The sequence below is a fragment of the Leifsonia araucanica genome, from assembly GCF_051161895.1.
Taxonomy (GTDB): domain Bacteria; phylum Actinomycetota; class Actinomycetes; order Actinomycetales; family Microbacteriaceae; genus Leifsonia.
In genome coordinates this window covers 1,334,840-1,359,307 of the sequence record NZ_JBMBTW010000002.1, presented here as the reverse complement: position 1 = coordinate 1,359,307, position 24,468 = coordinate 1,334,840, and the positions used below count along the sequence as shown (strand labels likewise).

General features: G+C 68.9%; 18 protein-coding genes and 2 riboswitches. Of the genes, 8 read left to right on the top strand and 10 right to left on the bottom strand.

Annotation, left to right across the window (positions count from 1 at the left end; all coding sequences use genetic code 11):
• Window positions 1-65 precede the first annotated feature (65 nt).
• Genes ACN6M5_RS06515 through ACN6M5_RS06495 form a run of 5 tightly spaced genes read right to left on the bottom strand, consistent with a single transcriptional unit; the run spans window position 66 to window position 5,712 of the window.
• Window positions 66-1,208, bottom strand: a complete 1,143-nt coding sequence (locus ACN6M5_RS06515; protein WP_434948952.1) for a cysteine desulfurase family protein — start codon at window positions 1,206-1,208, stop codon at window positions 66-68.
• Window positions 1,205-2,077 (bottom strand): carboxylating nicotinate-nucleotide diphosphorylase, encoded by an 873-nt coding sequence (nadC, locus tag ACN6M5_RS06510; RefSeq protein WP_434948951.1) that lies wholly within the window; start codon window positions 2,075-2,077, stop codon window positions 1,205-1,207. Before nadC ends, ACN6M5_RS06515 begins: the two co-directional genes overlap by 4 nt.
• A complete protein-coding gene (nadB, locus tag ACN6M5_RS06505) occupies window positions 2,071-3,660 on the bottom strand; it encodes an L-aspartate oxidase (RefSeq protein ID WP_434948950.1) in 1,590 nt (529 codons plus the stop codon). The genes nadC and nadB overlap by 7 nt, the downstream gene beginning before the upstream one ends.
• Window position 3,661: 1 nt before the next feature.
• Window positions 3,662-4,960: a quinolinate synthase NadA gene (gene nadA / locus ACN6M5_RS06500; RefSeq protein ID WP_434948949.1), complete on the bottom strand. Its 1,299-nt coding sequence runs from the start codon at window positions 4,958-4,960 to the stop codon at window positions 3,662-3,664.
• Window positions 4,957-5,712 (bottom strand): NUDIX hydrolase, encoded by a 756-nt coding sequence (locus ACN6M5_RS06495; protein WP_085370472.1) that lies wholly within the window; start codon window positions 5,710-5,712, stop codon window positions 4,957-4,959. Before ACN6M5_RS06495 ends, nadA begins: the two co-directional genes overlap by 4 nt.
• Before the next feature lie 150 nt (window positions 5,713-5,862).
• A riboswitch (glycine riboswitch) is annotated at window positions 5,863-5,963 on the top strand.
• Window position 5,964: 1 nt separating this feature from the next.
• A riboswitch (glycine riboswitch) is annotated at window positions 5,965-6,064 on the top strand.
• Window positions 6,065-6,131: 67 nt separating this feature from the next.
• On the opposite strand from ACN6M5_RS06495, the gene gcvT reads away from it, so the two are divergent.
• The 3 genes from gcvT to gcvP are packed head-to-tail and all read left to right on the top strand — an operon-like array spanning window position 6,132 to window position 10,594.
• Window positions 6,132-7,301: a glycine cleavage system aminomethyltransferase GcvT gene (gcvT, locus tag ACN6M5_RS06490; RefSeq protein WP_085370471.1), complete on the top strand. Its 1,170-nt coding sequence runs from the start codon at window positions 6,132-6,134 to the stop codon at window positions 7,299-7,301.
• A 2-nt stretch (window positions 7,302-7,303) separates the two neighbouring features.
• Window positions 7,304-7,675: a glycine cleavage system protein GcvH gene (gene gcvH, locus ACN6M5_RS06485; protein ID WP_085370470.1), complete on the top strand. Its 372-nt coding sequence runs from the start codon at window positions 7,304-7,306 to the stop codon at window positions 7,673-7,675.
• Window positions 7,676-7,690: 15 nt separating this feature from the next.
• Window positions 7,691-10,594, top strand: coding sequence for an aminomethyl-transferring glycine dehydrogenase (gene gcvP / locus ACN6M5_RS06480; RefSeq protein WP_434948948.1), 2,904 nt, complete (start codon window positions 7,691-7,693; stop codon window positions 10,592-10,594).
• A 78-nt stretch (window positions 10,595-10,672) separates the two neighbouring features.
• Here the strand turns inward: gcvP and ACN6M5_RS06475 are convergent, their stop codons facing one another.
• Window positions 10,673-11,467: a CPBP family intramembrane glutamic endopeptidase gene (locus ACN6M5_RS06475; protein ID WP_085370468.1), complete on the bottom strand. Its 795-nt coding sequence runs from the start codon at window positions 11,465-11,467 to the stop codon at window positions 10,673-10,675.
• 272 nt (window positions 11,468-11,739) lie between these two features.
• Here ACN6M5_RS06475 and ACN6M5_RS06470 point away from each other — a divergent pair, with 272 nt between their 5' ends.
• The 3 genes from ACN6M5_RS06470 to ACN6M5_RS06460 all read left to right on the top strand — a co-directional run bounded on the left by ACN6M5_RS06470 (window position 11,740) and on the right by ACN6M5_RS06460 (window position 16,267).
• Entirely contained in the window at window positions 11,740-13,530 is a 1,791-nt protein-coding gene (locus tag ACN6M5_RS06470) for an ABC transporter family substrate-binding protein (protein ID WP_085370466.1), read from the top strand.
• Window positions 13,531-13,721: 191 nt separating this feature from the next.
• On the top strand, window positions 13,722-15,254 hold the full coding sequence (locus ACN6M5_RS06465) for an ABC transporter permease (protein WP_434948947.1): 1,533 nt from the start codon (window positions 13,722-13,724) through the stop codon (window positions 15,252-15,254).
• Entirely contained in the window at window positions 15,254-16,267 is a 1,014-nt protein-coding gene (locus tag ACN6M5_RS06460; protein WP_434948946.1) for an ABC transporter permease, read from the top strand. The genes ACN6M5_RS06465 and ACN6M5_RS06460 overlap by 1 nt, the downstream gene beginning before the upstream one ends.
• A gap of 59 nt (window positions 16,268-16,326) precedes the next feature.
• Here ACN6M5_RS06460 and ACN6M5_RS06455 read toward each other — a convergent pair whose 3' ends face one another.
• Window positions 16,327-16,953, bottom strand: a complete 627-nt coding sequence (locus ACN6M5_RS06455; protein WP_434948945.1) for a PH domain-containing protein — start codon at window positions 16,951-16,953, stop codon at window positions 16,327-16,329.
• Between the two features lie 86 nt (window positions 16,954-17,039).
• On the opposite strand from ACN6M5_RS06455, the gene ACN6M5_RS06450 reads away from it, so the two are divergent.
• Together ACN6M5_RS06450 and typA are read left to right on the top strand one after the other, a co-directional pair.
• A complete protein-coding gene (locus tag ACN6M5_RS06450; RefSeq protein ID WP_434948944.1) occupies window positions 17,040-18,893 on the top strand; it encodes an ABC transporter ATP-binding protein in 1,854 nt (617 codons plus the stop codon).
• A 125-nt stretch (window positions 18,894-19,018) separates the two neighbouring features.
• Window positions 19,019-20,941, top strand: coding sequence for a translational GTPase TypA (gene typA / locus ACN6M5_RS06445; RefSeq protein ID WP_085370458.1), 1,923 nt, complete (start codon window positions 19,019-19,021; stop codon window positions 20,939-20,941).
• Window positions 20,942-21,034: 93 nt separating this feature from the next.
• Here typA and efeB read toward each other — a convergent pair whose 3' ends face one another.
• The 3 genes from efeB to efeU are packed head-to-tail and all read right to left on the bottom strand — an operon-like array spanning window position 21,035 to window position 24,453.
• Window positions 21,035-22,348 carry an iron uptake transporter deferrochelatase/peroxidase subunit gene (gene efeB, locus ACN6M5_RS06440; RefSeq protein ID WP_434948943.1) on the bottom strand — a complete coding sequence of 438 codons (1,314 nt, stop codon included), beginning with the start codon at window positions 22,346-22,348 and terminating at the stop codon, window positions 21,035-21,037.
• A 9-nt stretch (window positions 22,349-22,357) separates the two neighbouring features.
• Window positions 22,358-23,536, bottom strand: a complete 1,179-nt coding sequence (gene efeO / locus ACN6M5_RS06435) for an iron uptake system protein EfeO (protein WP_085370455.1) — start codon at window positions 23,534-23,536, stop codon at window positions 22,358-22,360.
• Window positions 23,537-23,580: 44 nt separating this feature from the next.
• Window positions 23,581-24,453: an iron uptake transporter permease EfeU gene (gene efeU, locus ACN6M5_RS06430; protein ID WP_434948942.1), complete on the bottom strand. Its 873-nt coding sequence runs from the start codon at window positions 24,451-24,453 to the stop codon at window positions 23,581-23,583.
• Window positions 24,454-24,468: the final 15 nt, after the last annotated feature.

The window sequence follows — 24,468 nt, the reverse complement described above, 5'->3', positions numbered from 1 at the left end:
GTGTCGGCCGTGTTAACGTTTCCGGCGTTCACTCTGCGCGTAATCGATGCGTTCGCATCGGGGGATCAGCGGCCGAGCGCCGCGACCTCTCTGACGGCGTCCCCGACGGCCGCGGCCACCCCGGCGAGCTGGTCGGCGTCGACCTCCGGACCCCAGGAGAACCGCACGGCCGTGCGGGCGACGTCCTCCTCGTAGCCGAGCGCCAGCAGTACGTGCGACGCATCCTCGCTGCCCGCGGCGCACGCCGATCCGCTCGACGAGACGACACCGCGCCGTTCCAGTTCGAGCAGGATCGTCTCGCCGTTGCTGCCGGGGAACACGAACGACGCCGTGCCGGGCAGCCGCACCGATGGATGCCCGGTGAGCCGCGCATCCGGGAGCTCGGCCAGCACGGCGGCCATGAACGCATCCCGTGCGCGGGCGGCGGCAGCGGACTGCGCCTCGCGGTTCGCCGCCGCGAGCCGCACCGCCGTGGCCAGCCCGACCGCACCGGCGACGTTCTCGGTGCCGGAGCGCTTGCCGCGCTCCTGCCCTCCTCCGTGCAGCACGGGTTCGATCGGGATGCGTCCGCGCACGAACAGCGCGCCGATCCCTTTCGGGGCGCCGAGCTTGTGGCCGGAGACGCTGAGCGCATCCACGCCGAGCGTCGTCACGTCGAGCGGCAGCCAGCCCGCCGCCTGCACGGCGTCGGTGTGGAACGGGATGCGCAGCTCGTGCGTCAGCGCGGTCAGCCGGGCGATCGGCTGGACGGTGCCGACCTCGTTGTTGGCGAGCATCACGCTGGCGAGGGTGGTGTCCGGGCGGAGCAGCGCGGCGAACGCGTCGACGTCGATCAGCCCGTCGCGGCCGACGGGCGCGTAGTCGACGGTGAAGCCGTGCTGCCGCACCAGGTAGTCCACGGAGGCGAGGACCGCCTCGTGCTCGATGGCGGTCGTCACGATGTGCCGCCCGCGCGGGGTGGCCAGCGCGATGCCCTTGATCGCGAGGTTGTCCGCCTCCGTGCCTCCCGAGGTGAAGACGACCTCCGACGCGCGGCAGCCCAGCCACGCGGCCACCGTCGCCCGCGCGTCGGCGAGGGCGCGCGCCGCGGACTCTCCGACGCCGTGGTGGCTCGACGGGTTGCCGAAGTCGCCGGTGAGGTACGGCCACATCGCTTCGAGGACCTCGCGACGCACCGCCGAGGTGGCCGCCGCGTCGAGGTAGATCATGTCGCGTCCGGCTCCGCATCCAGCACGACGTCGAGCCCCAGATCGAGCGCGCGCACGCTGTGCGTCAGCGCGCCGACCGAGATGACGTCCACGCCGGTCTCCGCGACGCTGCGCACGGTGGAGAGGTTCACGTTGCCGCTCGCATCCACGATGGCCCGACCGGCGACCAGTGCGACGCCTTCGCGCAGCTGTTCGACGGTGAAGTTGTCGAGCATGATCGTGTCGACGCCCGCGGCGAGCACCGGCTCGATCTGGTCGATGCGGTCCACCTCGACCTCGAGGTGCGTGGTGTGCGAGAGCTGCGCGCGCACGGCCAGCAGCGCCTCCGTCACCGACAGCCCGGACTGCTCGGTGAGCACGGCCAAGTGGTTGTCCTTCGCCATCACCGCGTCGGACAGGGAGAACCGGTGGTTGTGGCCGCCGCCGCTGCGCACGGCGTGGCGCTCGAAGGCGCGCAGTCCCGGCGTGGTCTTCCTGGTGTCGACGATGCGGGCGCCGGTGTGCGCGACCTCGGCGACGTAGGACGCCGTGAGGGTCGCGATCCCGCTCATCCTCTGCACGAAGTTGAGGGCGACCCGCTCCGCCTGCAGCACGGATCGTGCAGGCCCGGACACCGTGGCGAGCGTGTCCCCGGCCTGGAAGGCGTCGCCGTCCGAGACCGCGAGCTCGACCGCGATGCGCGGGTCGGTGATCGTCATCGCGGCAGTGAACACGGCGCCGCCGGAGAACGTCCCTGCCTCACGAGCGGCCAGCCGGGCCGTGGCATATGCCGTCTCGGGAATGAGCAGAGCCGAAGTGAGATCGCCCCACGGCGCGTCCTCGACGAGGGCGGCCCGCACGACGGTCTGGATGGTCTGGTCGGTCAGCATGGAACGGTCACCTCGGTGTCGATCAGGGCAGTGGCGAAAGTGGAGTGTGCGGGGCGCGCGGCGTGCGCGGTGCGCACGGTGTGCCGCGCGTCCGCCGACGGCGCGGGGAAGTCGGAGCGGAAGTGCGCGCCGCGCGACTCCTCCCGGCCGAGCGCCGACGAGACGACGAGCCTGGCCAGGTCGAGGAGGTTGGCGTCCTCGCGCTCGGCGCGCGTGCGGTGCGTCCTGGATGCGCGCCACCCGGTGAGCACGCCGAGCGCCGCATCCAGTCGCTCCCTGTCGCGGTGCACGCCCGCGGCGTCCCAGAGCAGCGCCTGCAGCTGCGCGCGGTCCACCGGTACGGCATCGGGTCGTTCCGTCCGCTCTCCGGCAGTGGATGCGAGAGCCCCGTCCAGCCACGCCGGCGCCTCCGGCCACGCATCGCCGCGGTCGATCGCGGCGACGGCGCGGTGCGCGAACACCAGCCCTTCCAGCAGCGAGTTCGACGCCAGCCGGTTGGCGCCGTGCGCTCCCGTGCAGGCCACCTCGCCGACCGCGTACAGCCCGGGCAGTGTGCTGCGACCGCTCGTGTCCGTGGCGACCCCGCCCATCCAGTAGTGGGCAGCGGGCGTGACGGGCACGGGCTCGTGCGACCAGTCCAGCCCGGCCGCCCGGCAGGCGGCGTCGATGGTGGGGAAGCGCTTCGCCAGGAAGTCGGCGCCGAGCGCCGTCGCGTCGAGGACGACGGGACGCCCGCCCTGCGCGGCCATCTCGACAGCGATGCCCCGGGCGACCACGTCGCGCGGCGCGAGTTCCGCATCCGGATGCACGTCGAGCATGAACCGCTCGCCGCGCGCGTTCCGCAGCACCGCGCCCTCGCCGCGCACGGCCTCCGACACCAGGAACGAGCCGGGGATCGCGAGCGCTGTCGGGTGGAACTGGTAGAACTCCACGTCCGCGACGGCGGCACCGGCGCGCCAGGCGGCGGCGACGCCGTCTCCGGTGGTGACCGCCGGGTTGGTGGTGTGCGCGTAGAGCTGTCCTGCCCCTCCGCTGGCCAGCACGACGGCGTCGGCGTCGAGCACCTCGATGGTGCCGTCGGCGAGCAGCAGTTCGACGCCGGTCACAGCGCCGTCCTCCACGATCAGGTCGCAGAGGAACGCCTGCTCCACGATCCGCGTTCCGGACGCCCGCACGGCGCGCACGAGCGCCCGCTCGATCTCCGCGCCGGTCGCGTCTCCGCCCGCGTGCAGCACGCGCGCGTTCGAGTGCGCGGCTTCGAGACCGCGTGCGAGGTCGCCGCCCGAGCGGTCGAAGGCGACGCCGAACGCGATCAGGTCGCGGATGCGGTCCGGACCCTCCGCGCAGAGCGCGACCACCGCATCCCGAACGTTCAGTCCTGCCCCGGCGCGCAGCGTGTCCGCGACGTGAGACTCGACGCTGTCGTCGGCGAAGTACGCTGCGGCGATCCCGCCCTGCGCGTACGCGGTGTTGCTCTCGGCGAGCTCGGCCTTCGTGACGAGCGTGACACTGTTGGTCCTGCTCGCCTCGACGGCGGCGACCAGCCCGGCGATGCCGCTGCCGACCACCACGACCCTGGCCATGTCAGGCCGCCATCGTGGTGTCCGGCCGCGCGGCGAGCATGCGCTCGAGCGCGACCCTGGCCGGCTCCGCCACCTCCGGCGACACCTGGATGCGGTTCAGCACCTCGCCGCGCACCAGGCCTTCCAGCACCCAGGCCAGGTAGCCGGGGTGGATGCGGTACATGGTCGAGCAGGGGCACACGATCGAGTCGAGGCAGAAGATGGTGTGCTGCGGGAACTGCGCGGCCAGGCGCTGCACCAGGTTGATCTCGGTGCCGATGGCGAACGTCGACCCTGCCGGCGCCGCCGCGATGGCCTTGACGATGTAGTCGGTCGAGCCGTACTCGTCCGCGGCGTCGACGACCTCCATCGGGCACTCCGGGTGCACGATCACGCGCACGCCGGGGAACTCGGCCCTCGCGTGCTCGATCTGGCCGACGGTGAAGCGCTTGTGCACGGAGCAGAAGCCGTGCCAGAGGATGACACGCGCATCCTGCAGCGTGTCGGCGTCGGTGCCACCGAGCGGCTTGCGCGGGTTCCAGAGCGGCATCTGCTCGACGGGGACGCCCATCGCCTTCGCGGTGTTGCGGCCGAGGTGCTGGTCGGGGAAGAACAGCACCCGCTGCCCGCGCTCGAACGCCCAGGTCAGCACGGTCTCCGCGTTGGAGGAGGTGCAGACGATGCCGCCGTGCTCGCCGCAGAAGCCCTTGAGGGCTGCGGACGAGTTCATGTACGTGACCGGGATGACCGGCACGCGGCCGTCCGCATCCGGTTCGGTGCCGTACAGCTCTTCGAGCTGCTCCCAGCATTCGGTCACGGAGTCGATGTCCGCCATGTCGGCCATCGAGCATCCGGCAGCGAGGTTGGGCAGGATGACCGCCTGCTCCGGCCGCGAGATGATGTCGGCGGTCTCCGCCATGAAGTGCACGCCGCAGAAGACGATTGCCTCCGCCTCCGGCTTGGCCTTCGCGGCGTTGGCCAGCTGGAAGGAGTCGCCCACGAAGTCGGCGTACTGCACGACCTCGTCGCGCTGGTAGAAGTGGCCGAGCGTCACGACCCTGTCGCCGAGTGTCGCCTTCGCAGCGAGGATGCGGTCGTGCAGTTCCTCCTTGGACGCCGTGCGGTACTCCTCCGGCAGCTCGCCCTGGCGCGGCGCATCCACCGGGATGGGGTCGGCCATCGACGCGCCTGGACCGTACGACGGCGCCAGGGAGTCGAACGTCCAGGGGGCGTCGACGAGGTCGGGGGTGCAGGTCTCGCCGTTCAGCTCGCCGGTGGCGATGAGCTGGATGGTGGTGTCGACCGAGGCGATGGTGCTCATTCTTCTCTACTCTCGAACGGTACTGCTGCTGGTTGTGCGGCGAAGGGATGCTGCTGGCGGGGGAGTGGTCCGGCGTCGGCGAGGTCGATGGAGTCGTTGTACCGGTAGAGGCGCGGAGGCCGGTGCCGGGTGCCGGTGAGGTACTGGTCGGTGGCGACCACGGCGCCGGAGCCCTCGATGGTGCGGCGGAAGTTGGCGGGGTCGAGCGGGCGCCCGAGCACAGCCTCGTGCACCTCGCGCAACTGGGCGAGCGTGAACGTCTCGCCGAGGAAGGCGTGCGCGATGCGGGAGTACTCCATCTTGGTGCGCAGGCGCCAGAGGGCGTACTCGACGATGAGCTTGTGGTCGAAGGCGAGGCTCGGCAGGTCGTCGGCGGGGAACCAGCGCACGTTCTCGCCGACGCTCGCTCGTGCGGCCTCCTCGCTGCGCACCAGCGCCCAGTAGACGATGGACACGACGCGCTCCGCCCCCGTCGACCGGGATGCGTCCCCGAACGCGTACAGCTGCTCCAGGTAGCGCGGGGTCAGCCCCGTCGTGTCGTTGAGGGTGCGTGCGGCGGCGAATGCGAGGTCCTCATCGCCGTGCAGGGGACCGCCCGGCAGCGCCCAGCATCCCTCGAACGGCTGGCGGACGCGGCGCACGAGCGGAAGCCACACGCTCGCGATGTCGCCCGTCTCCTCGTCGTTGCGGAGCGAGAAGATCACGGTGGACACGGCGAGCATGGCGCTCACGCGCTGGTGGCTGTCGGCCATCCCGTGCTCCCTCCGCTGCGACGCACCTAAAGGTCACTGTGACACTAAGTGGTTGCGATCATCTTAGTGTCATGGTGACCAGAACCACAATCGGGTGTGGTCGGTTATGCTGAGCGGCAGCAGCACCACACAACAGAACACTGGGCCATCGAGGTCGATGCGGGAGAGCCGGAAGCGCTATGGCGCGGAATCGGCACCGAAGGAGCAATCCTCCCCGACAATCTCTCAGGTACGCGTACCGCATCGGACTGGCCACTCTGAAAAGCAGGGCGACGCCACAACCGCGCCCTCGCCCACGGTGAAAGCCACGCGTCAGCGCGGTGAAACTCTCAGGCCGGATGACAGAGGGGGAGTTCTCACACGGATCGCGCTGCGCTCCGTGCCCAACTCCCGGCGACGGCCGGCGAATCGGAGAACTCATGACCTCGCACGACACAGACCGCCTCTCCCCGCTGCACGACGCCCACCAGGCGGCAGGAGCATCCTTCACGGACTTCGCCGGCTGGCAGATGCCCGTCCGGTACTCCAGCGACCTCGCCGAGCACCACGCCGTCCGGCAGGCTGCCGGTCTCTTCGACCTGTCCCACATGGCCGAGATCGTGGTCATCGGGCCGGAGGCGGGGGCCGCGCTCGACTACGCGCTGGCCGGCAAGCTGTCCGCCGTCGCCATCGACCAGGCCAAGTACAGCCTGCTGCTGTCCCGTTCGGGCGGGATCGTCGACGACCTCGTCGTCTACCGCACCGGCGAAGACCGCTACATGGTGGTCGCCAACGCCTCCAACCGGCACCAGGTCGCCGAGGAGCTGCGCAGCCGCACAGCGCCGTTCGACGCCGAGGTCTTCGACGAGAGCGACGACATCGCCCTCATCGCCGTGCAGGGACCGGCGGCGCTGTCCATCCTCACCGCCACTCCCGGCTTCGCCGTCGAGGGTGGGGCGCACGACGGAGACGACTTCGCCGCCCGCGTCGGCGCGCTCAAGTACTACTGGTCGCTCCCCGCGCTGTACGAGACGCATCCGGTGCTCGTCGCGCGCACCGGCTACACCGGGGAGGACGGCTTCGAGCTGTACCTCGCGCCGGACAACGCCCCGCAGCTGTGGGATGCGCTGCTCGAGGCCGGAGCGGAGCAGGGCCTCGTGCCCGCCGGGCTCGCCAGCCGCGACACGCTGCGCCTCGAAGCCGGCATGCCGCTCTACGGTCACGAGCTGGGCCTCGACGTCTATCCAGCACAGGCCGGGCTCGGCCGCGTGGTCAACCTGGCGAAGGACACCGACTTCGTCGGACGCGCCGCCAGCGAGGACGGACCGGACGCTGAGGCTCCGGTGCTCGTCGGTCTAATGGGGGAGGGGAAGAGGGCCGCCCGCGCCGGATACCCCGTCTACGCCACCAGCGCGGTGGACGGCGGAGACGAGGCCGTCGGCGTCGTCACCTCCGGCGCCCTCTCGCCGACCATCGGCGTGCCGATCGCGATGGCGTACGTCGCCCCGCGCTTCGCACGTCCGGGAACAGAACTGCACGTCGACATCCGCGGCAACCGCCTCGGGTACACCGTCACCGCCCTCCCCTTCTACAGCAGAAAGAAGCACTAGTCATGGCCGCAGAACAGGACCTCAAATACACCGCCGAGCACGAGTGGCTCCTCGTCGACGGCGACACCGCGACGGTCGGCATCACCGCGTACGCGGCGGAGAAGCTGGGCGACGTGGTCTTCGTCGAGCTCCCGGCCGTCGGCAGCGAGGTGGCGGAGGGCAAGGTCGTCGGCGAGATCGAGTCGACCAAGTCGGTCGGCGAGCTGTTCGCGCCGGTCGACGGCACCGTCACCGAGATCAACGACGCGGTGGTGGATGCGCCCGAGCTCGTCAACAGTGACCCGTTCGGCGACGGCTGGCTCGTCAAGGTCGCCTTCACCACTCTCCCCACCCTCCTGAGCTACGACGAATACGCCGCCCTCACGGGCGAGTGAGGCACCCCCACTTCGATGACTGAACTCTTCCAGACGCGTCACATCGGCACCGGCGACGACGCGCAGCGCACCATGCTGTCCTCCATCGGCTACGAGACGGTCGCCGACCTGGTCACCGCCGCCGTGCCGGACACGATCAGGGTCGACCCCGGATACGAGTCGGTGCTGCCCGCAGCGGCCAGCGAGCGCGCCGCCCTCCGCGAACTGCGTGGCCTGGCCGCGCAGAACACGGTCAACACGTCGCTGATCGGCCTCGGGTACTACGGCACGATCACCCCGGCCGTGATCAAGCGCAACGTGCTGGAGAACCCGAGCTGGTACACCGCGTACACGCCGTACCAGCCCGAGATCTCGCAGGGTCGCCTGGAAGCCCTGATCAACTTCCAGACGATGGTCTCCGACCTCACCGGGCTCGACACGGCCAACGCGTCCATGCTGGACGAGGGCACCGCCGTGGTCGAGGGGATGCTGCTCGCGCGTCGCGCATCCAAGGTCAAGTCGTCGACGTTCGTCGTCGACGCCGACACGTTCCCGCAGACCCTCGCGCTGCTGCGCAACCGGGCGGACGCTGTCGGCATCGAGCTCGTGGTGCTCGACCTCGCCTCCACGCCGGCGGATGACGCCAGGCTTTCCGACGCCTTCGGGCTGTTCGTGCAGTATCCGGGCGCGTCCGGCCGGGTCTGGGACCCGTCCGCCGTGTTCGCCGCCGCGAAGGCGGGCGGCGCGATCATCGTCGCCGCCGCCGACCTGCTCGCCCTCACGCAGCTGCGCTCGCCGGGCGAGCTGGGCGCGGACGTCGCCGTTGGCACCAGCCAGCGCTTCGGCGTCCCGATGGGCTTCGGCGGCCCGCACGCCGGCTACATGGCCGTGCGGTCCGGTCTGGAGCGTCAGCTGCCCGGCCGCCTCGTCGGGGTGTCCCAGGATGCGGTGGGCAAGCCCGCGTACCGGCTCACCCTGCAGACGCGCGAGCAGCACATCCGGCGCGAGAAGGCCACCTCGAACATCTGCACCGCCCAGGTGCTGCTGGCGGTCATGGCCGCGATGTACGCGGTCTACCACGGCCCGCGCGGACTCAAGGCGATCGGCCGACGCGTGCACCTGACGGCCGCGACGGTCGCCGGGGTGCTCCGCGAGCGCGGCGTCGACGTGATCTCCGACTCGTTCTTCGACACCATCCAGGTGCGCGTCGCCGACGCGGCGGCCACGGTCGCCGCGGCCCACGAGCGCGGCATCCTGCTGCACGCCGCAGACGCATCCACGGTGTCCATCAGCTTCGACGAGGAGACGGCGACGGACATCGCCGAGGGCTCGTCGCTCTACGCCGACCTGCTCGCCGTCCTCGGCGCGGGGGAGCGCACGGGAGGCGCGGACATCCGGATGGTGGGCGGCACCCCGTCGTTCGAGCCCTCGCTCATCCGGTCGAGCGCATACCTGACCCACCCGGTCTTCAACACCCACCACTCCGAGACCGCCATGATGCGGTACCTCAAGTACCTGGCCGACAAGGACTACGCGCTCGACCGCGGCATGATCCCGCTCGGCTCCTGCACGATGAAGCTCAACGCGGCGACCGAGATGGAGGCGGTGACCTGGCCGGAGTTCGCCGGGCTGCACCCGTACGCCCCCGCGGACGACGTGCGGGGCTCCCTCGCGCTGATCGACCAGCTGGAGACCTGGCTGGCCGACGTCACCGGATACGACTCCGTCTCGCTGCAGCCGAACGCCGGCAGCCAGGGCGAGCTGGCCGGGCTCCTCGCGATCCGCGGCTACCACCGCTCGCGTGGCGACCTCGCCCGCACGGTCTGCCTGATCCCGCAGAGCGCCCACGGCACCAACGCGGCGTCCGCCGTGCTCGCCGGGATGTCGGTGGTGGTCGTGGCCTGCGACGAGCTGGGCAACGTCGACCTCGACGACCTGCGCGCCAAGATCGCCGAGCACGCGGACACGCTCGCGGCGCTCATGATCACCTACCCGTCCACCCACGGCGTGTACGAGCACGAGGTCCTCGCGATCACGCAGGCCGTGCACGACGCCGGCGGCCAGGTCTACGTCGACGGCGCGAACCTCAACGCGCTGCTCGGCTACGCCAGGTTCGGCGACTTCGGCGGAGACGTCAGCCACCTCAACCTGCACAAGACGTTCTGCATCCCGCACGGCGGTGGCGGCCCCGGTGTCGGCCCCGTCGCGGCGAAGGCGCACCTCGCGCCGTTCCTGCCCGGCCACCCGCTGGCTCAGGATGCGACGCACTACCTGGCCGGGGGAGACCGCGTCGAGCACGCGGGCGGCCCCGTGTCGAGCGCGCCGTACGGATCGCCGAGCATCCTGCCGATCAGCTGGGCGTACGTGCGGATGATGGGTGCCGCCGGGCTCCGGGATGCGACAGGTGCGGCCGTCCTCGCCGCCAACTACGTCGCCGTCAAGCTGCGCGACGCGTTCCCGGTGCTCTACGCGGGCGACAACGGGCTGGTGGCGCACGAGTGCATCCTGGACCTGCGGCCGCTCACCGAGCAGACCGGCGTGACTGTCGACGACGTGGCGAAGCGCCTGATCGACTTCGGCTTCCACGCCCCGACGATGAGCTTCCCTGTCGCCGGCACGCTGATGGTCGAGCCGACCGAGAGCGAAGACCTGGCGGAGCTCGACCGTTTCGTGACCGCGATGATCGCGATTCGCGCCGAGGCCGACGCCGTGGCGGCGGGGGACTGGCCGGTCGACGACAACCCGCTGCGCGGCGCCCCGCACACCGCGGAGTCCGTCATCTCCGGCGAGTGGACCCACCCGTACACGCGCGAGCAGGCCGTCTACCCCGTCCCTGGCATCGTGCGCGCCAAGTACTGGCCGCCCGTCCGCCGCATCGACCAGGCATACGGAGACCGCAACCTGTTCTGCGCCTGCCCGCCCCCCGAGGCCTTCGCCTAGACCAAAATAATCGAGTCCGAACGTGTTCACGCCCTCACCCGGCGTGTCGCGTGAATACGTTCGGGCTCGATTGTCGGTTTAAGCGAAGACGTGCGGCCAGAGGGCGACGGCGAGCGGGTAGCCGACGAACGAGACGATGTCGATGACGACGTGGGCGACCACGAGCGGCATCACGCGGCCCCAGCGGGTGTAGCACCAGCCGAACACGACGCCCATGATCGCGTTGCCCACGAACGGGCCGAACCCCTGATAGAGGTGGTAGCTGCCGCGCAGCAGGGCGGCGGAGACGATGATCGTCCATTTCCCCCAGCCGAGCTGACGCAGCCGGGTGAAGAGGTAGCCGACGATGATGACCTCCTCCTGCAGCCCGGCGCGCAGTGCGGCGAACACCAGGATCGGGATGGTCCACCAGTGCGTGTCGAGCGGCGACGCCTGCACCTGCACGGTCACCCCCACCAGCCGCCCGAGCGCGTAGAACAGGATGCCGGGCACGCCGATCGCGAGGAACAGCAGCATCCCGCCGCCGAGGTCGGGCAGCGGGCGCGTGAGGTCGAAGCCGATCCGCCGGAATCCGCTGCGCTCGCGCTGCCAGAGCAGGAAGATCACCAGCGCGACGGCGAACAGCGGGAACAGGTTGCCGAGGAACTGATAGGTGAAGTCCAGCCACTCCCTGGTGCTCTGAGACGGGTTCACCTGCGCCGTCTGGTCGGCCAGGGGCGTCGTGTCCGTCGTCCGGGCGATGATCTCGACGATCGAGTAGACCGCCGACGCTCCCAGCGAGAGGCCGAGGACGATCGCGATCTCCCACCAGAGCCGCGGGCGCTGCGCGCGTTCGAGCGGAATCTCGGCGGACCAGGGTGTTTCACGGCTCATAGAGGCATCCTGCCAGGTCTCGCGCATCCACCTCTGGGTGCGGTTTGTCCCCTCCAAACGGGTGGATGCGCTCGATTCATTGCGCGACACACGCGAATTCAGCCGTTTTTGTGTGCATCGTGCAATTTTCCGCCAACCGAGTTACCACTGTGTAACGTTTTGCCGCCCCGTTTTGCATTCAAACCGCGCGATACCTAGGGTCATTCTTATCCAGCGCGGTCCGGACGCACTCGCATGTCCGCGGCCGTCGCACACTTCGCACAGGAGGAACATTGCACATCAAGGGAAGAAAGGTCAGGTACGCGGTCAGCGCGGTCGCCATTGCCGGCGTCGCAGCGCTCGCACTGTCTGCCTGCACCACGACCGGCAGCACCGGCGGGTCCAGCGCGGCGAAGGGCGGCACCGTGACGGTCGCCGTCGTGAACGACTTCACGTCGTTCAACTCGCAGACTCCGCAGGGCAACCTGGACACCAACGGCCAGGTCGGCTACCTCAACGGCTCGTACGGAACCGGGTTCCAGTACATCGACAACAACTACAAGATCGTCCACGACGACAAGTTCGGCAAGTTCGAGAAGACCTCGGACGACCCGCTGACGGTCAAGTACACGCTGAACAAGGACGACAAGTGGTCCGATGGCCAGCCCGTCACCGCTGACGACATGGTCCTCGCCTGGGCGATCGCCTCCGGATACTACGACTCGGCGACCACCGACGACCAGGGCGCCGTCACCAAGGGAACGCAGTACTTCTCGATCGCCGGCTCGACCGCCGGTCTCGACACCACCGGCTTCCCGACCGTCGGCGACAACAACACGTCGATCACCCTGAAGTACGGCACCCCGTACGTGGACTGGGAGCTCGTCAACCCGATCGCGCAGCCCGCGCACATCGTCGCCAAGAAGGCCGGCCTCTCTTCGGCCGCCGACCTGACGAAGCTGCTCAAGGGCCTGCCCAAGGGCGACAAGGACAACCCCGCCGCTCCGGACGCCACGCTCAAGAAGGCTGCTGACTTCGTCAACACCGGCTACGACGTGACCGCGTTCCCGACCGACAAGGACCTCCTGGTCTCCTCCGGCCCGTTCGTGGTGTCCAGCTGGACCCCCGGACAGTCGCTGACGATGACGAAGAACAAGTACTACGCGGGCGGCCTCAAGCCGAACGTGGACAAGGTCGTCTTCCGCATCATCCCCGACGCGAACGCCCAGGTCACCGCTCTCCAGAACGGTGAGGTCGACATCATCAACCCGCAGGCCTCCGCCGACACGATCACCGCGCTGAAGAACACCAGCGCCAAGGTCCTCACCGGTGCCCAGGCCTCGTACGACCACCTCGACCTGAACTTCGGCTCGCCGACGTTCGCGGACGCGAAGGTGCGCGAAGCGTTCCTGAAGACCATCCCGCGTCAGCAGATCCTCGACTCGATCGTCACCCCGGTCGACTCGAAGGCGAAGGTCCTCAACTCGCAGATCTTCCTGCCCAACCAGGAACAGTACGCGGACACCGTGAAGATGAACGGTTCTGACAAGTTCGACAAGGTCGACATCGACGGCGCCAAGGCGCTCCTCGCCGGTGCCACCCCGACCGTCCGGATCCTCTACAACACGAACAACCCGAACCGCGTCGACGAGTTCCAGGCCATCTCGGCCTCGGCCTCCAAGGCTGGCTTCAAGGTTGTGGACGCCGGTTCGCCCGACTGGAGCAAGCTCCTCCCGGGTGGCGACTACGACGCCTCGCTCTTCGGCTGGATCAGCCCTGGTGCTGGCACCACGCAGCTCCCGCAGCTGTTCACCACCAACGGTGGCGGTAACTACAACCGTTACTCGGCGGCGAACGACCTCGCGGTGAAGTCGCAGATCACGCTCGACAAGGACGAGCTCACCAAGATCGAGCAGCAGATCGACGCCAAGACGTTCGCTGACGGCTACGGCCTGCCGCTCTTCCAGCTGCCCGGTGTCTTCGGCGCGACGTCCCGTGTGGACGGCGTCAAGTTCAACGGCGGACAGTCTGGTCCGTTCTGGAACTTCTGGGAGTGGTCGGTCAAGTCGTCCACCGCGAAGTAACAGCTCCAACAGTGAGAGTGCCCGGGTGAACCCCGGGCACTCTCCTGCCGCGGGGCGTCGGCGGTTTCGTCGACGCCCCGTATCATGTAGTCGGTGGACGAGACCCGTTCATCCATTCCGAAACGCGTCGACGCGGGCCGAGTGCCCGCCACCCCCGAGTTGGCGCGCACTGTCAGTGAGGTTTTCAACCTATGGCGAGTTTCATCCTGAGACGCCTCCTCGTCTCGGTGCTCATCATCATCGCCGCATCGTTCCTGATGTACATGCTGGTCGCGTATAGCGCCGACCCGCTTGCAGACCTGCGGAGCAGCAATTCCCCCAACAAAACCCAGTTGATCAACGCCAGGATCCAGCTCCTGCAACTGGATGTGCCCCCGCCGTTGCGCTGGGTGCTCTGGCTGGGAGGTGCGGCCAAGTGCCTCATCCCGTTCGCCAACTCCTGTGACCTGGGCTCCACGATCTCGAACGCGAAGGTCGTCGACATCCTGCCGCAGGCCCTCGGGGCGACGGTCCAGCTGGTCACCGTCGCACTGATCCTCGCGATCCTGCTCGGTGTCACCATCGGTATCGTCACCGCCCTCCGCCAGTACAGCGGACTCGACAATGTCGTCACGTTCCTCAGCTTCTTCCTGTACTCGCTCCCGGCGTTCCTCGTGGCCGTGCTCCTCAAGGAGTTCGTCGCGATCGGCTTCAACAACTTCCTCGCGCATCCGACGATCCAATGGTGGGTCGCCGCGTTGATCGGGGTGGTCGCCGGTCTGATCTGGCAGTCGCTGATCGGCGGTGACATGAGGCGGCGTGCCACCACGTTCCTCATCTCCGGCGTCGCGACCGCCGGTGTCCTGCTGCTCATGTCGGCGACGAACTGGTTCCTGGCCCCCGGCCTCGGCCCGGTGGTCATGATCATCCTGACCGCCGCTGTCGTGCTGGGCACGACCGCGCTGGTCTCCGGACTGCAGAACCGCAGGGCGCTGCTCACCGCCGGGATCACCGGCGCGATCACGATCGTCTGCTACTTCGCGCTGCAGCCGCTGTTCGACATCTCGTCGGTCGCGACCATCATCATCCTGATCGTCGTCGCCATCCTGGTGAGCCTCGCCATCGGCTACTTCGTCGGCGGGTACGACCGCGGTCAGAACATGCGCGTCGGCGTCATCGTCACGATCGTCTCCGGCGCCCTGGTGCTGCTCGACCGCTTCATGCAGGCGTGGCCGCAGTACTTCCAGGACACCAACGGCCGCCCGATCGCGACCGTCGGCTCGTCGACGCCGGGACTCGACGGCGACATCTGGGTGACGGGACTCGACACGTTCACCCACCTGGCGCTGCCGACCGTCGCGCTGCTGCTCATCTCGTTCGCCTCGTACACCAGGTACTCCCGGGCCGGGATGCTCGAAGTCCTCAACCAGGACTTCATCCGCACCGCGCGGGCGAAGGGTCTGCCGGAGCGCACCGTCGTCGTCCGTCACGCCTTCCGCAACATGCTCATCCCGATCACGACCCTGATCGCGTTCGACGTGGGCGCCCTCCTCGGTGGCGCCATCATCACGGAGCACGTCTTCGCCATCCCCGGCATGGGTTCGCTGTTCAACCTGGGCCTGTCCCGCGGTGACCTCAACCCCGTGATGGCGTACTTCGTGGTGATCGCGGCGATGGCCATTCTGTTCAACTTCCTCGCGGACCTCGCGTATGCCGCACTCGACCCGAGAGTGAGGGTCCGATAATGTCCAGCACCGAACCCATGATCGCCGATGAGCTGCAGGCTCCGACCGCACCGCCGGTCAGCCAGGGCAAGCTCATCTGGAAGCGGTTTCTGTCCAACAAGATCGCCGTCATCAGCGCGATCCTGTTCATCCTGATCCTGCTGTTCTCGATCTCCGCGATCGGCATCGGCCCGATCCACGGCTGGTGGAAGTACGACTTCAAGGAGCTGAACGACCAGGTCAAGCAGGGCGCCCCCACCGCGGAGCACCCGTTCGGCCAGGACCGCATCGGCAAGGACTACTTCGCCCTCGTGATGCGCGGCATCCAGAACTCGGTGCTGGTGATGGTCATCATCGGCGCGATCGCCAGCATCCTCGGCGTCGTCGTCGGCGCCATCGCCGGCTACTTCCGCGGCATCGTCGACGCCATCCTGATGCGCATCACCGACGTGTTCATCGTCATCCCGGCCCTCGTCGTCGGCTCCGTCGTCGGTCACTGGACCGGCGGCCTCGGCGCCCCGACCCTGGCCCTGATGCTCGGGTTCTTCTCCTGGATGGGCATCGCGCGTCTGGTGCGCGGCGAGTTCCTCTCGCTGCGCGAGCGCGAGTTCGTGGAGGCTGCGCGCGTCGCAGGCGCCTCGGACATGCGCATCATCTTCAAGCACATCCTGCCGAACGCCATCGGCGTCGTCATCGTGTCCTCGACGCTGATCATGGCCGCGGCCATCCTCCTCGAGACCGCGTTGTCCTACCTCGGCTACGGCATCCGTCCGCCGGACGCGTCGCTCGGCCTCCTGATCAGCTCGAACCAGTCGGCGTTCCAGACGCGACCGTGGCTGTTCTGGTGGCCTGGTGCGTTCATCGTGACGCTCGCGCTGCTCGTCAACTTCGTCGGCGACGGCCTGCGGGATGCGTTCGACCCCCGCCACCGCCGGTTCAACCTGCGCAAGATGCGCGAGGAGGAGCCGGAGCCCGGTGAGGGAGACGGCGGAAGCAGGAAGACCGGAGCCGCCATCGCGGAGGACGTGCTGTGACCAGCGCCGTCCTCGCCCTGCCCCTCGCCGCCGTGACCTCCTGGGCCGTGTCCCTCGGGTCAGGCGAGGAGCAGGGCGGCGACCGTGCCGGCGAGCAGGAGCACCAGGGCCGCAAGGCTCACCAGGTGCCAGCGCACCGTCACGGGCGTCTGGTCGGCGATTCCCGCCTCCAGCGCTCCGCTGTCGCGCAGCTGCGTCCAGCGGCGGCGCACCACCTCGGCGGCAGCGCCGGACGGGGTGGACAGCAGGTCGCCCGGGCGGCGCACACTGTCTTCGACGCTCGGCCGTCCGACGCGTCCCTTGGTCTCGCTGCGGGTCGCCCGCAGGGTCCTGGACGTCCCGGGAGCCGGAAGCGACCAGACGGCGTACTTGTGGCCGGGCGTGTAGAGCGTCAGCGCGTACTTCGTGTCGACGTTGATGAGCGCCTCCCACGGGATCTCGACGGTGCTGGTCACGTTGACCACCGTCAGGCCGCGGGTATCGACCACGAACAGCGGACGCCAGAGCGTGACCCACGCCAGCAGGGCGATGAAGACGCACGGAACGATGTACAGCAGGCGCCGATCGTGGATGCTCACCAGCAGTCCGACGCTCAGCGCGGCGCACGCCGCCCAGATCAGGGCGGCAACGACCCGGTTGAACCGGGAGACGAACACCTCGCGTTCGTCGGCGGAGGTGTGAGGCATGTGACCATGCTCTCATCCCTTCCGTCGGCGGACGGCGACCGGAGACGCCGGGCGATCCCCGGCGCTCGCGAAAGGAACATCAACTCATGACCGACAACACCAACGGTCAGGCCGGCGTCGTGACCGACGCCCCCGTTCTGCAGGTCACCGACCTCTCGGTGGACTTCGGCGTCGACAACGTCTGGGTGCCGGCGGCCAAGAAGCTCAACTACTCGATCAAGGCCGGCGAAGTGCTGGCGATCGTCGGCGAGTCCGGCTCGGGCAAGAGCGCGAGCTCGATGGCGATCCTCGACCTCCTGCCGCAGAACTCGCGCGTGCGCGGCAGCATCAAGCTCGACGGCCGCGAGCTCACCGGGCTCTCCCCGCAGCAGATGCGGCGCGTGCGCGGACGCCAGGTGTCCGTGATCTTCCAGGAGCCGATGACGGCGCTGAACCCCGTGTACACGGTGGGCTTCCAGATCGTCGAGACCCTGCGCATCCACTTCGGGATGTCGCCGCACGAGGCGAAGGAGCGCGCCCTCGAGCTGCTCGACATGGTCGAGCTGCCCGACCCGGTGAAGGCGTTCAACTCGTACCCGCACCAGCTTTCCGGCGGTCAGCGCCAGCGCGCCATGATCGCGCAGTCGATCTCCTGCGATCCGAAGCTGCTCATCGCGGACGAGCCGACCACGGCGCTCGACGTCACGGTGCAGGCCGAGATCCTGGAGCTGCTGCGTTCGCTGCGCGACCGCCTCGACAGCGCCATCCTGCTGATCACGCACGACATGGGCGTCGTCGCCGACCTCGCGGACAACATCGTCGTGATGCGCAAGGGCGACATCGTCGAGTCCGGCACCGTCGCCGACGTGTTCGCCGCTCCGCAGCACCCGTACACGATCGCGCTGCTGGATGCGGTCCCGCACCTCGGTCAGCGCGACGACGACCAGATCGACACCACGGCCGCTCTCGCGGCGGGCACGGAGAACCCGGACGCCGAGTACGCCGAGCGCATCCGCACCAACGAGCGCATCGCCGCCGAGGAGCACGCCAAGTCCGAGATGGACAAGCGCGCGGTGGTCGTCGACTTCCAGAACGTGGCGATCGAGTACCCGAAGCACGGACGCGTTCCCGCGTTCCGCGCGGCGAGCGACATCAGCCTGCAGATCCACGAGGGCGAGGTCGTCGGACTGGTGGGGGAGTCCGGCTCGGGCAAGACCACCCTCGGCCGTGCGGCGATCGGGCTGCTGCCCATCCACTCCGGCAAGCTCGTGGTGGCAGGACAGGACATCAGCGACGCGAACCGCGACGAGATCCGCAAGCTGCACCGCAACGTCGGCATCGTCTTCCAGGACCCGTCGTCGTCGCTCAACCCGCGCCTGCAGATCGCCGACTCGATCGGTGAGCCGCTGCGCCTGGCGAAGGGCCTCAAGGGCCAGGACCTGGCGAAGGAGGTCGACCGCCTGCTCGACAGCGTCGAGCTGCCGCGCGCGTACCGCAGCCGCTTCCCGCACGAGCTCTCCGGCGGTCAGAAGCAGCGCGTCGGTATCGCCCGCGCGCTGTCGCTGAAGCCGCAGGTGCTCATCGCAGACGAGCCGACCTCCGCGCTCGACGTGTCCGTGCAGGCACGCGTGCTCGACCTGATGCAGAACCTGCAGCGCGAGATGAACTTCGCGTGCCTCTTCATCACCCACGACCTCGCCGTCATCGACGTGCTCGCCGACCGCATCGCGGTGATGCACCACGGCAACCTGGTCGAGGTAGGCACCCGCAACGAGATCCTCCGCTACCCGAAGGAGGCGTACACGCAGCGCCTCCTCGCCGCGGTGCCGCTGCCGGACCCCGAGCAGCAGCGCGCCCGCCGCACGCTGCGGCTGGAACTGCTGGCCGCCGGCTCCGACGAGGGCGTCGTGCCCTCCGTCACCCTGCCGGAGGCGGAGCCGCCCGTCGCGCAGGGGCTGTAGCCCGCGCACGTCGCACCAGCACACAGAGGAGGGCCCGGCGCGGGATGCGTCGGGCCCTTCGCCATTCCCCTGATAGAATGGACCGTTCCCCACTTATCCTTCTGACGAGAGTCGAGTCTGCACGCATGTCCGAGAACGCCGTCGCCCACCGCGATGATCTGCGCAATGTCGCAATCGTCGCCCACGTCGACCACGGCAAGACCACGCTGGTCGACGCCATGCTCCGGCAGACGAATTCGTTCGGCGACCACGAACACGTCGAAGAGCGTGCCATGGACTCCAACGAGCTCGAGCGCGAGAAGGGCATCACGATCCTCGCCAAGAACACGGCGATCTCGTACAAGGGCAAGCACGCCACGAACGGCCCCATCACGATCAACGTGATCGACACCCCCGGCCACGCCGACTTCGGTGGCGAGGTCGAGCGCGGCCTGTCGATGGTCGACGGTGTCGTCCTGCTCGTCGACGCGTCGGAGGGTCCGCTTCCGCAGACCCGCTTCGTGCTGCGCAAGGCGCTCGAGGCCAAGCTTCCCGTCATCCTCGCTGTCAACAAGACCGACCGCGGCGATGCCCGCATCGAGGAGGTCGTGAGCGAGAGCCAGGACCTGCTGCTCGGTCTCGCCAGCGACCTCGCCGACGACGTGCCCGACCTCGACCTGGATGCGATCCTCGACGTTCCCGTCGTCTACGCCTCCGGCCGTGCAGGCGCCGCGAGCCGCAACCAGCCCGCCAACGGCGAGCTGCCCGACAACGACGACCTGGAGCCGCTGTTCGAGGCGATCCTCGAGCACATCCCGGCCCCGACCTACGACCCGAGCGCGCCGCTGCAGGCGCACGTCACCAACCTCGACGCCTCGCCGTTCCTCGGTCGTCTCGCGCTGCTGCGCATCTTCAACGGCACCCTGAAGAAGGGCCAGACGGTCGCCTGGGTCCGTCACGACGGCGACGTGCACAACGTGCGCGTGACCGAGCTGATGATCACCAAGGCCCTCGACCGCTACCCGGCCGAGAGCGCGGGCCCCGGCGACATCGTCGCCGTCGCCGGTTTCGCCGACATCATGATCGGCGACACGCTGGCGGACCCGGAGGACATCCGTGCCCTCCCGGCCATCCACGTCGACGAGCCCGCCATCTCGATGACCATCGGCACCAACACCTCGCCGCTCGTCGGCAAGGTCAAGGGCCACAAGCTGACCGCTCGCATGGTCAAGGACCGCCTCGACCGCGAACTGGTCGGCAACGTCTCGCTCCGCGTGCTCGACATCGGGCGCCCGGATGCGTGGGAGGTCCAGGGCCGTGGAGAGCTCGCGCTCGCCATCCTGGTCGAGCAGATGCGTCGCGAAGGCTACGAGCTCACCGTCGGCAAGCCGCAGGTGGTCACCAAGCGCGTCGACGGCAAGCTGCAGGAGCCGTTCGAGCACCTGACCATCGACGCGCCGGAGGAGTACCTCGGCGCCATCACGCAGCTCCTCGCCGCCCGCAAGGGCCGCATGGAGAACATGTCGAACCACGGCACCGGCTGGGTCCGCATGGAGTTCATCGTCCCGTCGCGCGGCCTCATCGGCTTCCGCACGGAGTTCCTCACCACCACGCGCGGCACCGGCATCGCCAACGCCATCGCGCACGGATACGACGACTGGGCCGGCCAGATCATCACCCGCAGCAACGGCTCCATCGTGGCCGACCGCTCGGGTGTGGTCACGCCGTTCGCCATCATCGCCCTGCAGGAGCGCATGACGTTCTTCGTGAACCCGACCGAAGAGGTCTACGAGGGCATGGTCATCGGTGAGAACTCGCGTGCAGACGACATGGACGTGAACATCACCAAGGAGAAGAAGCTGACCAACATGCGTCAGTCCACGGCAGACAACTTCGAGTCGATGACGCCGTCGCGTCAGCTGACGCTCGAGGAGTGCCTGGAGTTCGCCCGCGAGGACGAGTGCGTCGAGGTCACCCCGGAGGCCGTGCGCATCCGCAAGGTCGAGCTCGACTCGAACGCCCGCGCCCGTGCGACCTCCCGCCTCAAGAAGCAGGACCAGAACGCCTAACCAGCGTCCCGGCGCCATCGAGCCGGGAGTTATGTACGCGACGCGCCGAGCGCAGCGTACATAACTCCCGGCTCGATTGTTTGGGGGGCCGGGTCAGGCGAAGAGCGAGGCGCCGACGTAGGAGCCGGAGGCGGCGCCGCCCGGCACGGCGAAGACGCCGGAGCCGACGTGCTTCAGGTATTCGTTCATCGCGTCGTTCTTGGCCAGCTGCGTCTGGATCGGGATGAACTGCTTGCGCGGGTCGCGCTGGAACGCGATGAAGAACAGCCCGGCGTTGAGTCGGCCGAGCTCGTCGTTGCCGTCCACGAAGTTGTAGCCGCGCCGCAGCAGCTGCGCGCCACCGTTGGTCGACGGATGCGCGAGGCGCACGTGCGAGTCCGGGTCGATCTTGGTGCCGCCGGTGGGGGAGACCGCGAGGAAGTTCGGCTCGCTGAACTCGGTGCCGCCCGACAGCGGTGCTCCCTCGCCCTTGTCGCGGCCGATGATACGCTCCTGCTCGCCGAGCTGCTGCCTGTCCCAGGTCTCGATGACCATGCGGATCTTGCGCGCCACCAGGTACGAGCCTCCGCGCATCCACTCTGCGCCGTCGTCCGAGGCAGCCCACACCTGGTCGTCGACCACCGTGGTGTCCTCCGACTTGATGTTGGCCGTGCCGTCTTTGAATCCGAACAGGTTGCGCGGCGTGGTCTGGCTCTTCGACGTGGACGACGTGCGGCCGAAGCCGAGCTGCGACCACCGGATGGATGCGCGCCCGAACGCGATCCTCGACAGGTTGCGGATGGCGTGCACCGCCACCTGCGGGTCGTCGCTGCACGCCTGGACGCACAGGTCGCCGCCGACGAGTGCGTCCTGCAGGGCGTCGCCGGGGAAGTGCGGGAGGTCGACCAGTGCGGCAGGGCGACGGGATGCGATGCCGAAGCGGTCGCGCCCGTCCTCCGTCTCGAACAGGGTCGGGCCGAACCCGAAGGTGAGGGTGAGCCCGCCGGCCGGCAGGTCGAGGGCCTCTCCCGTGTCGTCCGGTGGCGCATCCATCGGCCCGCTGGCCGGTCCGTACTTGCCGGCCGGGCGGCCCTGCGTCATGCGTGCGGCAGCGGTGGTCCAGTCCTGCAGCAGCTCGATCAGCGCGGCGCGGTCGAGGTCGCCGGCGATGTCGAACGTGGCGAAGTGCAGTCTGTCCTGCGCCGGAGTGGTGATCCCGGCCTGGTGCTCTCCGTAGAAGGGGTACGTGGCCGACGCGTCGGTGGATGCGCCGAGCAGCGTCCTGTCCACGGCGATGCCCGCGCCGACACCGACGACGCCTGCGCCGACCGCCGCACCGGCGAGCCCGAGCAGTCCGCGGCGGGAGAGGCCGGGCCGACCGGTCTCCTCCGCTGCAGGCACGTTCTCGCCCGTGGTCTCCGAAGTCACCCGGCGACCCTACTTGACGATGATCGAGGTGAGCTGGCTGAGCGGCTCACTGAGCGCGTTGACCTCGTCGGACAGCTCCTTGACCTGGGAGGTGCTCAGGTCGGTGTAGCTGACGAACCCGTCTCCGGACTTGTACTGGCCGAGCAGTTTCGTGATCGCCGCGAACTCGGTGTCGAGCTTCGCGACGACCTGCTTGCCGGTGGAGCCTTTGCCCTCCGCGATGTCGCGGACGATGCCGTACGCGACCTGCGCGCCCTCGACGTTGGCCTGGAAGTCCCACAGGTCGGTGTGCGAGAAGGTCTCCTCCTCGCCGGTGATCTTGCTGCGCGAGACCTCCTCCATCAGGCCGATGGCGCCGTTGGAGATCTGGTCGATGGTGAGGCTGAAGTTCTTCGCGTAGACGAGGTCGTAGAGCTTCTGCGTGTCGGCGACGAGCTGGTCGCCGAGGACCTTCCTGCCCGCCGCGTCGGACGGGGTGAAGCCTGCGGGAGCCCAGAGGTCCTTCTCGATCCGATGCCAGCCGGTCCAGCTCTGACCCGCTTCGAGGTCCGCCTCGCGGAGGTCGATGGCCGGGTCGATGTCGCCGAACTGCTCGGCGGTCGGCTCGATGCGCTCGTAGAACGCGCGGGCGGCGGGGTACTGGGCCTTGGCCGTCGCGTCGTCTCCGGCCTCGTACGCCTTCGCGAACGCCTGCGTGGCCGTGAGCAGCTGGCCGCTCTGGTCCTTGACGTACGAGATGTAGTTGGTGACGGCCTGCGAGACCTGCTTGCTGTCGCTGGCGGAGACGTTCGCCTTCTCGCCCTTGGTGACGGTGAACTTCGCGTAGGAGGTCGGGCTGCCGACCATGCCCTTCTTGCAGGCGGTGAAGTAGTCGCCCTCGGCGAGCTGGACGACGTAGTTGACCGTGGTGCCGGGGCCGACGTTCTCCTTCTCGCCGGCGATCCGCAGCTTGTCCTCCGCGAGCACCTCGAACTCGTTCACGTCGCTGCCGGTGTTGGTCACCTGGAAGGTGACGGCGCCGCTCGGCGCTGTGGCGGTGGAGACCGTGCATTTCTCGTCGTTCAGGGTGACGCTGATCGCCTCGGCATCTGCGGCCGCCTTGTTCGGCACGCAGCCGGTCAGGGCGATGGCGATGGTGGCGGCGCCGATGGTTCCGGCGAGGATGCCGATGGAGCGGGATCGTGGCATGGCTGTGCTTTCTCGTTCGCGGGGAGACGTCGGTGCGACGCTGTTCAGGATGCTGTGGTGCTGGAAAGGGTGGAGGCCGGGGACGTCTCCTCGGGGGCACGCTTCACCGGCGTGGCCGACGCGCGATGCTGCCGCAGGTAGAACGCGGAGACGATCACGACGTATGCGACCCAGCCGAACACCTGCAGCCAGGTGGGCGACGGGTTGAAGTTGACGATGCCGGTGAGGAGCGTGCCGTACCAGCTGGACGACGGGATGATGCCGCTGATGTCGTACGCGTGCACCCCGGCGCCGGGAAGCACGGCCGCTTCCTGCAGGTCGCCGATGCCGTAGGCGAGCACGCCGCCCGCGACCAGGATGAGGAATGCGCCCGTCCAGGTGAAGAAGGTGCCGAGGTTGATCTTGACCATGCCGCGGTAGAGCAGGAAGCCGAGCACGGCGGCCGTGAGGATGCCGAGCAGCGCCCCGACGGCCGGTTCCCAGCCGCCGCCGACACTGGCGACGGTCGCCCAGACGAACAGGGCCGTCTCGATGCCCTCGCGGCCAACGCTGAGCATCGCGAGCAGGATCACGCCCCAGCCGGCGCCGACCAGAGCGGAATCGAGCTTGGAGTGCAGGGTCGACATCATGCTGCGGGCCGTCTTGCCCATCCAGAAGATCATCCAGGTCACGAACGCGACGGCGACGAGGGAGAGGGTGCCGCCCAGGATCTCCTGCGCCTGGAAGCTGAGACCGTACGGCCCCCAGGTGAGCAGGGCGCCGAGCCCGAGCGGGACGACGACGGCGATCCCGACACCGACCCAGAGCTTGGACAGCACGTCGCGGCGCCCGATCTTCACCACGTACGCGATCAGGATCCCGACGACGAGAGAGGCTTCGAGACCTTCGCGGAGGCCGATCAGATAGTTCGCGAACACAGAGGACTTTCGGGG